This window comes from Streptomyces sp. YIM S03343 (genome assembly GCF_054729195.1).
In genome coordinates this window covers 7,931,123-7,942,099 of sequence record NZ_JBPUKX010000001.1, presented here as the reverse complement: position 1 = coordinate 7,942,099, position 10,977 = coordinate 7,931,123, and the positions used below count along the sequence as shown (strand labels likewise).

Here is a 10,977-nt window from a genome sequence, read left to right as displayed (position 1 = left end):
CCATGACCGCTGCCAACGGCGCCGGCGTCCCGCCCGGCGCCACCCCCGCTCCGCCCGCTTCCCTGGGCACCCCCGAGGCGGCCGTCGCCGCGCTCACCGATCCGGCGGGGCCGTATCTGATCGGCGTACGGCATCACGCCCCGTCGCTGGCCGCCGCCGTACCGGCGCTGCTGGACGAGGCGAAGCCGGACGTCCTGCTCGTGGAGCTTCCCGCCGAGCTGGAGGAGTGGCTGCCGTGGCTCGCCCACGAGGAGACCCGGGCCCCGGTCGCCCTTGCGGCCGCCCCGGCCGACGCGGGCGAGGGTTCCTTCGGCCCGGCGTTCTACCCGTTCGCCGATTTCTCCCCGGAACTGGCGGCGATCCGCTGGGCGGCCGGGCACGGCGTACCGGTCCACACCTGCGATCTGCCGCTCGCCGACCGCGCCTGGAGTGGGGGTCGGCGGGGGTCGGCGGGGGCCGGGGAGGAGGGTGAGCGCGGGTCCGGGGCACGGTTGCCGGGCGCACGCGTGCCCGGTTCCGGGGCGCAGCAACCCGATGGGGGTGCATCCGGCTCCGGCCCGCACGAGCCGACTGGCCGTGCGGTCGGCGTCACGGCACAGGAATCAGCCGACACCCCGGCACAGGAGATGGACCCGCGCGAATGCGGCACCCGGCCGCAGGAGTCGGACGGCCGGGAGCACCGCTCCGAAGGGCACGAACCCGGCGAGCACGCGCCCGCCCACACGGCGCCGGGGCCGGACGGGGACGATGCCGATGCCGGTGCGCAGGAATCCGGCGGGTGTGAAGTCGGCGTCGTGGCACGGGAGTCGGGGGATGCCGCCGGGGGCGGGCCGTGGCTGGCTGCGGCGTTGCGGGAGCGGGTCACCGGGCGTCCGGGGGACGATCTGTGGGACCGGCTGGTCGAGGCCGCGGCACCGGGGTCGCCGCCCGAGGCACTGAGACGGGCCGCGCTGCTCACCGGGTGGGCGCTGCGCACGGACACGGTGGCCTCCGGCGGGGTGCCGGAGCTGGATCTGCGGCGTGAGCGGTGGATGCGGGCGCGGCTCGCCGAGGCCACCTCGAACGGCGAGCGGGCCGCTGTGGTCGTGGGGGCCTTCCATGCCCCGGCGCTGACCGGAGCGCTCGGCGACACGTACGACAGCGGGGCGGAGCCCGGAGCTGTGGAGACCCCGGGCGAGCCTGCCGTGTGGACGACGTCGCTGATCCCGTACGCCTACGCGCTTCTGGACGAGCGGTCCGGGTATCCCGCCGGTATCCGGGACCCGGAGTGGCAGCACATGGTGCTCGACGCGGCGGGCGACCCGGCCGCGCTGGAGACGGCGCTGACCCGCGCCGCGGTGCGAGTGTGCGCGGAGCTGCGGGCCCTGGGCCATCCGTCGGGACCGGCCGACGCCCGGGAGATCACCCGGCTCGCGGGAGACCTAGCGCGGCTGCGCGGGCTGCCCGCGGCGGGCCGGGGCGAACTGGTCGAGGCGGTCCAGACGGTGCTGGCGCAGGGCGAGCCGTACGGCCGCGGCCGGGCCGTGGCGCGGGCGATGGAGCGGGTGCTCGTCGGCACACGCGCCGGTCGTCCCGCGCCCGGCACCCCGCGCAGCGGTCTCGCCCCGGCCGTGGAGGCGGAGCTGGCCGAGCTGGGCCTGCCGGGTCCGGAGGCGGGCGCCCCCGGCACGGCCAGGGAGCTGCGGCTCGACCCGTTGCGCTCCCCCCTCGACCGGCGCCGCGAGCTGCTGATGCGCCGGCTGACGGTGTGCGGGGTGCCGTACGCGGAGGCCAGGGAGGTCACCGGGACGGGCGGCGCCGAGGCGCTGACCTCGCGCTGGGAGGTGCGCTGGACGCCCGCCACCGCGGCCATGCTCACCGCGGCCGGGATCCGTGGGGTCACCCCCGCCCAGGCCGCCGAGGGCGTGCTGCGGGAGCGGTGGCGCACGGAGCGGGACGAGGGCGGGCCCACCGCCGCGCAGACCCTCCAGGGCCTCGGGCAGGCGGCGCGGTGCGGTCTGCCCGCACTGGCCGACGAGCGGCTCACGGAGACCGCCGAGGTGCTGCCGTCCTGCGGCACTCTGCCGGAACTCCTCGCGTGCCTGGCCCTGCTGGACCGGGTGCGGGCCGGGCACATCGCCGGTCTCGGCGCCGACGACGGCCGTACGGCCCGGGCGGCGGCGGTGGCCGAGTTGCTGACGTCGGCGGTGGTGCGGCAGGTGGACGGGCTGACGGGCTCGGAGGAGCCGGCCGACGCCCACGCCCTGCTCGAACTCGCCCACCGGGCCGACCTGCTGGGCGGTGTCCGGCTCACGGACGCACTCGCCCGGCTGGCGTACGACGGCTCCCCGCTGATGCGCGGCGCCGCGGGAGCGGTACGGGTGCTGCTCGGGCACGAGGACGCCGAGGCGCTGGGCCGCAGGGCCGCCGCGTGGCTCGACTCGGCCACCGGACCCGAGTCCCGCATCGCGCTCACCGCCCGGCTCACCGGGCTGCTGACCGCCGCGGGCCCGCTCCTGGAGGCGGCGGCGCCCGCGCTGGAACCGCTGCTGGAGCGGGTGTCGGAGCTGCCGGACCGTGACTTCCTGGACCGGCTGCCCGCGTTGCGCGGCGGTTTCGACACGCTGAGCCCGGCGGCCCGCGACCGGCTGCTCGGCACCGTGGAGGAACGCCTCGGCGCCGACCGTGTCGGCGACACCGGAGGCCTCGACCCCGTCGCGCTCGCCGTGTGGACCGGCGCGGACCTCGCGGCCCGGGCCGCACTGGAGACACTGGGGCTGCTGCCGCCGTCGCAGGGCACTGCGCAGGAGGGCGCAGAAGCCGCCGTCGAAAAGCCGGTGCCCGGCCCGTCCGAGGACCGGCTGCTGGCGCCCGCCGACCGCTGGCGTCTGGTGCTGGGCCGCCGGACCGACCGGCTGCCCAGGTCGGCGGCCGCCCTGGCCACCGCCCTGGACGAGCTGTACGGCAGCGGCCGGGGCGAGGGCAGCAGGGGCGACCTGAGCGGTGGTGGCGCGGGGCGGGAGGCGCCGTATCCCGGGGTGCGGGAGTGGTCGCAGGAGCTGGCGGCTCTGTTCGGGCCGGGTATCCGCGAGGAGGTGCTGGCGGCCGCCGCGGCATCGGGCCGTACGGATGTCCTCGCCGAGCTGGACCCCGGCAGCGTACGGCCCTCCGTGGACCTGCTGCGGACCGTGCTCCGGCACGCGGGCGGACTGCCCGAGGCCAGGCTGACCGTGCTGCGCCCGCTGGTCCGCCGGCTGGTCGAAGCGCTCACCCGGCAGCTGGCCACCCGGCTGCGGCCCGCACTGCACGGCACGGTCCTGCCGCGCCCCAGCCGCCGTCCGGGCGGTGGTCTCGACCTGGCGCGCACCCTGCGGGCCAATCTGGCCACCGCGCGGCGCGACGCCGATGGAACGGTCCGGGTGATCCCGGAACGGCCGGTCTTCCGCAGCCGCGCCACGCGCACCGCGGAGTGGCGGCTGGTGCTGGTCACCGATGTGTCGGGGTCCATGGAAGCGTCCACCATCTGGGCGGCTCTCACAGCCTCGGTGCTGGCCGGGGTGCCGACCCTGTCGACGCACTTCCTGGCCTTCTCCACCGAGGTCATCGACCTCACGGACCAGGTCGAGGACCCGTTGTCCCTGCTGCTGGAGGTCAGAGTGGGCGGTGGCACGCACATCGCGGCGGGCCTGCGGCACGCCCGGGAGCTGGTCACCGTGCCGTCGCGCACGCTCGTCGTGGTGATCAGCGACTTCGAGGAGGGCTACCCGCTCGGCGGGCTGCTCACCGAGGTCCGCGCGCTGGTCGGGGCGGGCTGCCATGTCCTGGGCTGCGCCAGTCTCGACGACGCGGGGCGCCCCCGCTACTCCACGGGTGTGGCCGGACAGCTCGTCGCCGCGGGTATGCCGGTCGCCGCCCTCAGTCCGCTCGAACTCGCCCGCTGGGTAGGGGAGAAGATCGCATGAGCACGGATCTGCCTCCGGTCGCGCCGTCCGTCACCGCGGCCCTGGTGGCGGCGCTGTCCCCACGGCTGCGCAAGCGGCTCGACGGGGGCGTGGCCAAACTGGCGGCCCGTCCGGTCGTCCGGGACGGCGAGACCGTACGCATCGCCGTGGACGACACGACCGGCCTCGAACTGCACGCGCCCGGCGGCGTCGTGACGAGCGCGGACGCGATCCGCTGCGGCTGTCTGCTCGCCCCCGACTGTCTGCACCGGGCGGCGGCGGCCTCGGCGGCACCGGTCGCGGACGCTCTGGCCGACGCTCCCGGGGAGCCGACCCACAGTGCAGAGGACCCGGCCCCTGTGCCCGTCGAGGCGCCTCGATCGGTCACAGCCGAGCAGCGCATCGCCGCGCAGGCGGTGTACGACGCCACGGCAGCCGTGCTGGAGGCGGGTGTGGACGGCGCCGGGGCCGTGCTCCAGGCGGAGCTGCTGCGCGCCGCGCACACCGCGCGCCTCGCCAGCCTGCCCCGGGCCGCCGCGTCCGCCGTCTCGGTGGTCACCGGGCTGCGCGCGGCCCGCTCGGCCGACCCGGCGCACCGTCTGGACGACCTGGTGGCCTCGGTCGGCGACACCCTGCGCACCGCCCACCGCCTGCCACACGCCACCGGCCCGGAACTGGCCGGCCTGCGGGGCTCCGCACGGCAGCCGTACACCCCGGACGGCTCGCTGCGGCTGTACGGCCTGTTCTCCGAACCCGTCCTGACGGCCACCGGTCACGCGGGCGCCGTCACCTGGACCGCCGACGCGGAGGGCCGCCTCTATACGGTCTCCGACGTGGCTCCGGGCGGCGCCGCCCGTGCCGTGGGCGCGGTGGACCGCACCGTGCGGATGGGAGACACGGCGCTGACCCATCGTGAGCTGTCCCGGGCGGGACTGGCCGTGTCCGGTGCCACGGTGTCGCCGTCGGGACGGCTCGGTGCGGGGGCGGGCGTACGGGCGGTCCGGGCGTCCGGCACCGTCTGGAGCGCCGCGCCGCTGGAGGGTCTGTGGGCGGTGCCGGTCGCCGACCAGGTGGCCCGCGCCCTCGACGGGGAAGGACACGACCTGCTGTTCCTCACCGTCACCCTCACCGGAACGGTGCGGGAGGCGGCGGGCGAGTGTCTGCTCGCGGACTGCGGTGGTGTGGCCGTGCGGCTCGCGGCCGCGCACGACGACCCCGCGCTGCCGTTCCGCGACAACCTCCGTCTCCTCGCGGCCACCCCCGGGACCCGGCTGCGTGTCGTCGCCCGGCTCACCCGGGCGCCGCTCCCCCGGGCCCTGCTGCTGGCCACCACCCGCCCCGATGCCCCCGACACGCCGGTCGACCTGGGCTTCGACCGGCTGCTGCGCGCCGACCTGCCCGTGCCGACGGCGGCGCCTGCCGTGCCGACGGGCCCGCTGGACGAGGCCCCGCTGCATCTGCTGCGCCGCCGTGTCCGGCAGGCCGTCTCCGGAGGGCGCCGTGTGCTGGCCTTCCCGGGCGCCGGGTCAGGGGACGGCCGACGGCTGCGCGCGGTCGGGCTGGCCACCGCAGGGGACCTGCTCGACGAGCTCCTGGCCGCCGCCGCGGACCGCTCGCGGGACGTCTTCGGACGGCTCCTCGCGGCCGACACCGCCCGGTTCACGCGGGCCTGGCTGGCCGCCGCGTGCTACACCGCCGAGGTCGAACGGGCGCTGTGCGCGGCGGCGTGGGGCGGGACCGCTCCGGGTGCGATGGCCCCCGGTTCCATGGGGAGGCGGTGATAATCCGTCGACATCGGGCGGCCCGGCCGGGCAGAGTGGCCGCCCATGACGAGCAGCGACCTGTGGGACCGTGAGACCGCCGAGCGCTACGACGCCGAGGAGACCGAGCACTCCCCGCCCGCCGTGCTCGGGCCGACCCTCGATTTCCTCGCCGGACTGGCCGGGGACGGCCGGGCGCTGGAGTTAGCCATCGGCACCGGGCGGGTGGGCGTTCCGCTGCGGGAACGCGGGGTGCCCGTGGCGGGCATCGAGTTGTCGGAGCACATGGTGGCCGTCCTGCGGCGGAAGGCCGACGAGGACACCCTGCCGGTCGTCATCGGAGACATGGCGACGGCCGTCGTCCCCGGCGAGTTCGCCCTGGTCTATGTCGTCTACAACACGATCTCGAACCTGCTCACCCAGGACGAGCAGGTCGAGTGCTTCCGTAACGCGGCGCGTCATCTCGCGCCGGGCGGCAAGTTCGTGATCGAGCTGGGCGTGCCGCCCCTGCGGTTCCTGCCGCCCGGTCAGGTCGCGGTGCCGTTCGACGTGTCGGAGCGGCATCTCGGCTTCGACACCCTCGACATGGTCGGGCAACTGCTCGTCTCGCACCACTTCACCCGCGACGGCGAGGACGGCCGCTACCGCCGCGACAGTTGCCGGCAGCGGTACACGTGGCCTTCCGAACTCGACCTGATGGCGCGGATCGCGGGACTCGAACCGGAACGGCGCGTCGCGGACTGGGACGGATCACCCTTCACCCAGGACTCCACGAAACACATCTCGGTGTGGCGCAAGCCGCTCTGAACCGGCCCCGCCTTCCCCACCGCAGCGAACGGGCGGCCTTGAGCGGGCCTATCCGAGGAACGACAGGCGCACCTGGCGACGGGGGTTGTCCCTGTTGGTGTCCACCAGGCACACCGACTGCCATGTCCCCAGCTCCAGCCGCCCGCCCACGACCGGGAGTGTCGCGTGCGGCGGGACGATGGCGGGCAGGACGTGGTCGCGGCCGTGGCCGGGGCTGCCGTGGCGGTGCTGCCAGCGGTCGTCGGCGGGCAGCAGGGTGTGCAGGGCGGCGAGGAGGTCGTCGTCGCTGCCCGCGCCGGTCTCGATGACGGCGACGCCCGCGGTGGCGTGCGGGACGAAGATGTTGAGCAGTCCGTCGCGGCCCCCGGCCGCCTCACGCAGGAACGCCTCGCAGTCGTGGGTGAGGTCGACGACGGCCTCCCGCGAGCCGGAGGCGATGTTCAGGACTCGGGTGGTGAACACATCTGGCATGTCCTCATCCTCACTCATCGGCGCCCTGATCCATCGGCCCGGCCGCGCGCGGTGCGGCCGACCGGCGGCGCCCCGCGGCCACCGGGCCGTCGCGTGGCGCGGGAAGATCCCCGGCTTCGGCACGGTTGGTTGATGCGTGAACAACACTCGTGAGGTCGACGTGGCCGTCATCGGTGCCGGGCAGGCTGGACTGTCCGCCGCCTATCACCTGCGGCGCACCGGCTTCGTGCCGGACCGCGACTTCGTGGTGCTGGACCACTCCCCCGGCCCCGGCGGCGCATGGCAGTTCCGGTGGCCGTCGCTGACGTACGGCAAGGTGCACGGGATGCACTCGCTGCCGGGCATGGAACTCACCGGCCCCGACACTCGGCGGCCGTCGTCCGAGGTCGTCTCCCGGTACTTCGACGCCTACGAGCGCGCCTTCGGGCTGCGGGTACGGCGCCCCGTGGACGTGCGGGCGGTGCGGGACGGTGAGGACGGGCGGTTGTCGGTGGAGACCTCAGGGGGTACCTGGTCGGCGCGGGCGGTGATCAACGCCACCGGTACCTGGGACCGGCCGTTCTGGCCGCGCTACCCGGGCCAGGAGACCTTCCGCGGACGCCATGTGCACACCGCGCAGTACCCGGGGCCGCAGGCGTTCGCCGGGCTGCGGGTGGTCGTGGTGGGCGGGGGCGCCTCCGGGACCCAGCATCTGCTGGAGATCGCCCCGTACGCGGCCGCCACCACCTGGGTCACCCGGCGGCCACCGGTCTTCCGGGAAGGGCCCTTCGACGAGAACGTGGGGCGCGCCGCGGTGGCCCTGGTCGAGGAGCGGGTGCGCCACGGGCTGCCGCCCAGGAGCGTGGTCTCGGTCACCGGCCTGCCGCTCAACGACGCGGTCCGGCAGGGGCTGGCCGACGGGGTGCTGGACCGGCTGCCGATGTTCGACCGGATCACGCCCACCGGTGTCGAGTGGGACGACGGTCGGCGCGTCGACGCCGACGTCATCCTGTGGGCGACCGGTTTCCGCGCCGCGATCGACCATCTGAAGCCGCTGCGACTGCGCGAGCCGGGCGGCGGTATCAGGGTCGAGGGGACGCGGGCGGTGGCCGACCCGCGTATCCATCTCGTCGGCTACGGGCCGTCGGCCAGCACGATCGGCGCCAACCGCGCGGGCCGCGCGGCCGTACGGGACATCAGGAAGCTGCTGGCCGATCAGCCCGTCGCCGCCTGATGCCCCGTCCCGTCATCCGGTCGGTGTCGGACTCGTGTTGCGCTGCGCGGCGTTGAACTCGGCGACATTGCGCTGGTGCTGAGTGAAATCTGCGGTGAAGCGGGTGTCGCCCGGTCTGACCGTGACGAAGTACAGCCAGTTGCCCGGCGGCGGGTTGATCGCGGCGCGCATCGCGTCCTCGCCCGGGTTGTCGATGGGTGTGGGCGGCAGCCCCATGCGCTGGTAGGAGTTGTAGGGGCTGTCGAGCTTGGTGTCGCGTGTCGTGGTCTTCAGCGTGCTGCGGTCGAGGGCGTAGTTGAGGGTGGAGTCCATCTGGAGCGGCATCCCCCTGGCGAGCCGGTTGAAGACGACCCGGGCGACCTTCCCCATGTCGGCCTGGGTCGCGGCCTCGGCCTGCACAATGCTGGCGATGGTGACGGCCTGGTAGACGTTCAGGGCGTTGCGCTGTGCGCCCGCGGCGACCGGGGCTCCGTTGAACCTGCGGTTCGCCGTGCCGACCATGGCCGACAGCACTGCTTCCGGGGTCGTCATCCGGACGTCCTTCGGGAGGCGGTACGTCGCCGGGAAGAGGTAGCCCTCGGGGTTGCCCTCGGCATCGTCCGGCAGCTTGAGGCGGACCTTGGCGAGCGACTTCCGTGTGCTGCCCGGCGGCAGGGCGAGGGCCGTGTCGACGGCCTGGTAGATGCGGCTCGCGCGCCAGCCCTCCGGGATCACCAGAGTGGTGGGCCGGGTGTCGCCGTCGCCGCCGGACGTCAGCAGCGGCACCGCCACGGCGGTGCCGGCCATGACGGCCCCGGTCGCGACGAGGACGAGACGGCCCCGGCGCGTCAGTCGGATCGTGCTCCGTGGCGGAGTGTTCATCTGCATGCGGGCACGTTAACCCGCATATCGCCACAAACCTGGCATATCGTCAGCTTGTCGGTTCCAGTCGCGCATCCCTGCGGACCAGCGCCGCGTATCGCCCGTCGAGGTCGAGCAGATCCTCGTGGGTGCCCCGTTCGACCGTGTGCCCGGAGTCGAGGACCACGATCTGGTCGGCGCCGCGGATCGTGGACAGCCGGTGCGCGATGGTGAGTGTGGTCCGGTTGGCGGACAGTGCGTCGATGGCCTCCTGCACGGCGAGCTCGGTGCGGGTGTCCAGGGCGCTGGTCGCCTCGTCGAGGATGAGGACGGGCGGGTCGCGCAGGATGGTGCGGGCGATCGCCAGGCGCTGCTTCTCGCCGCCGGAGAAGCGGTGGCCGCGCTCACCGACGACCGTGTCGTAGCCGTCGGGCAGCGAGGCTATGTGGTCGTGGATCTGGGCTGCCTTCGCCGCCGCGTGCAGTTCGTCGTCGGTGGCGTCGGGCTTGGCGAAGCGGAGGTTGTCGGCGACGGAGGCGTGGAAGAGGTACGTCTCCTGGGAGACGACGCCCACCGCACGCGCGAGCGTGTCGAAGTCGAGGTCGCGCACATCGACTCCGTCGAGGGTGACCCGGCCGCCCGTCACGTCGTAGAGCCGGGGCACGAGATAGCCGAGGGTCGACTTCCCGGCGCCGGTCGGGCCGACGACCGCAAGGCTGCCGCCCGCCGGAACGGTGATGTCGACGCCGTCGAGAATCGGCCCGCTCTTGCCGTCGTAGCGGAAGTCGACGTTCTCGAAGCGCACCTCGCCCTTGATCCGGTCGAGGTGGACCGGGTTCTCTCGCTCGGTGATGTCGACCGGCAGGTCGAGGTACTCGAAGATGCGCTGGAAGAGCGCGAGCGAGGTCTGTATCTGGACGCCGGTCGCCAGCAGGCTGACGGTGGGCCGGAACAGGCCCTGCTGGAGCGAGACGAAGGCGACGATCGTGCCGATGGACGCCTGGGGGCCGCCGAACTGGAGGGCCATCCCGGCGGTCCAGTAGATGACGGCGGGCATGGCGGCCATGACGATCGTGATGACGGCCATGCGCCAGCGGCCGGCCATGTTCGACCTGACCTCCAGGTCGACCAGGCGCTCCGACTCGTCGGCGAAGGCCGTCGTCAGCGACTCGGCGCGGCCCATCGTGCGGCCGAGCAGGATTCCGCTGACCGAGAGGGACTCGGTGACCGTGGCGGCCATGGCGGCCATCTGCTTCTGGCGCTGGGTGGTGATCCGCTTGCGCTCGTTGCCCACGCGGCGGCTGATCCACACGAAGACGGGCAGCAGGAGCAGAGAGACCACGGTCAGCCGCCAGTCCAGAGCGATCATGGCGATGATCGTGGCGACCACACTGGTGAGGTTGGAGACCAGCGAGGTGGCGGTGGAGGTGACGGTGGCCTGCATGCCGCCGATGTCGTTGGCGATGCGGGACTGGACCTCGCCGGTGCGGGTGCGGGTGAAGAACGCGAGCGACATCCGCTGGAGGCGGCCGTAGACCGCGGTGCGCAGGTCGTGCATGACGCGCTGGCCGACGGTCGTGGAGATCAGCGTCTGCAGCACGCCGAAGATGCTGTTCAGCACGGCGCTGAGGATCATGCCGAGCGCGAGCAGGCTCAGCAGCCCGGTGCGCCGCTCGGGGATGGCGGTGTCGAGGGTGGCCTTCAGCAGGAAGGGCGTGGCGACCGAGACCAGCGAGGCGGCGCCCACGAGGACGCCGACCAGCGCGAGCCGGCCGCGGTAGGGACGGAAGAGTCTGAGGATGCGCCGCACCTGCCGGGGTTGTTCCTTGGCATCGGCGGGCGGGGTCCAGGAGAGCTGGTGGTCGGGGTGCATGGGCTCCTACGGAGGTGAGTGGGCGCCGGCCCCGGACCTGGGCCGGACCGGCTCCTGGCCGGCGTCGGCGGTCCGGCCGGCGGTGACTGGCGG

Annotated in this window: 7 protein-coding genes; 4 read left to right on the top strand and 3 right to left on the bottom strand. The window is 74.4% G+C overall.

All coding sequences use genetic code 11. From position 1 onward, the window contains the following. Positions 1-2: 2 nt before the first annotated feature. The 3 genes from ACSYGN_RS35125 to ACSYGN_RS35115 are packed head-to-tail and all read left to right on the top strand — an operon-like array spanning position 3 to position 6,487. Positions 3-3,941, top strand: a complete 3,939-nt coding sequence (locus tag ACSYGN_RS35125; RefSeq protein WP_460402917.1) for a vWA domain-containing protein — start codon at positions 3-5, stop codon at positions 3,939-3,941. Next, a complete protein-coding gene (locus tag ACSYGN_RS35120; protein WP_460402915.1) occupies positions 3,938-5,701 on the top strand; it encodes a hypothetical protein in 1,764 nt (587 codons plus the stop codon). The genes ACSYGN_RS35125 and ACSYGN_RS35120 overlap by 4 nt, the downstream gene beginning before the upstream one ends. A gap of 45 nt (positions 5,702-5,746) precedes the next feature. Further along, entirely contained in the window at positions 5,747-6,487 is a 741-nt protein-coding gene (locus ACSYGN_RS35115; protein ID WP_460402913.1) for a class I SAM-dependent DNA methyltransferase, read from the top strand. Positions 6,488-6,535: 48 nt separating this feature from the next. Here ACSYGN_RS35115 and ACSYGN_RS35110 read toward each other — a convergent pair whose 3' ends face one another. After that, positions 6,536-6,958, bottom strand: a complete 423-nt coding sequence (locus ACSYGN_RS35110; RefSeq protein ID WP_460402911.1) for a secondary thiamine-phosphate synthase enzyme YjbQ — start codon at positions 6,956-6,958, stop codon at positions 6,536-6,538. A 136-nt stretch (positions 6,959-7,094) separates the two neighbouring features. Here ACSYGN_RS35110 and ACSYGN_RS35105 point away from each other — a divergent pair, with 136 nt between their 5' ends. Beyond that, a complete protein-coding gene (locus ACSYGN_RS35105) occupies positions 7,095-8,171 on the top strand; it encodes an NAD(P)-binding domain-containing protein (RefSeq protein WP_460402909.1) in 1,077 nt (358 codons plus the stop codon). 12 nt (positions 8,172-8,183) lie between these two features. Here ACSYGN_RS35105 and mltG read toward each other — a convergent pair whose 3' ends face one another. Together mltG and ACSYGN_RS35095 are read right to left on the bottom strand one after the other, a co-directional pair. Further along, positions 8,184-9,038 (bottom strand): endolytic transglycosylase MltG, encoded by an 855-nt coding sequence (gene mltG, locus ACSYGN_RS35100; protein WP_460402907.1) that lies wholly within the window; start codon positions 9,036-9,038, stop codon positions 8,184-8,186. Positions 9,039-9,081: 43 nt separating this feature from the next. Then, the gene (locus tag ACSYGN_RS35095; RefSeq protein ID WP_460402905.1) at positions 9,082-10,884 is read right to left on the bottom strand and encodes an ABC transporter ATP-binding protein; all 1,803 of its coding nucleotides are present in this window, start codon (positions 10,882-10,884) and stop codon (positions 9,082-9,084) included. Positions 10,885-10,977 lie beyond the last annotated feature (93 nt).

Coding starts and splice junctions, on each gene's coding strand:
- ACSYGN_RS35125 (WP_460402917.1), top strand. CDS start 3: ATGACCGCTGCCAACGGCGCCGGCGTCCCGCCCGGCGCCACCCCCGCT.
- ACSYGN_RS35120 (WP_460402915.1), top strand. CDS start 3,938: ATGAGCACGGATCTGCCTCCGGTCGCGCCGTCCGTCACCGCGGCCCTG.
- ACSYGN_RS35115 (WP_460402913.1), top strand. CDS start 5,747: ATGACGAGCAGCGACCTGTGGGACCGTGAGACCGCCGAGCGCTACGAC.
- ACSYGN_RS35110 (WP_460402911.1), bottom strand. CDS start 6,958: ATGCCAGATGTGTTCACCACCCGAGTCCTGAACATCGCCTCCGGCTCG.
- mltG (WP_460402907.1), bottom strand. CDS start 9,038: ATGCAGATGAACACTCCGCCACGGAGCACGATCCGACTGACGCGCCGG.
- ACSYGN_RS35095 (WP_460402905.1), bottom strand. CDS start 10,884: ATGCACCCCGACCACCAGCTCTCCTGGACCCCGCCCGCCGATGCCAAG.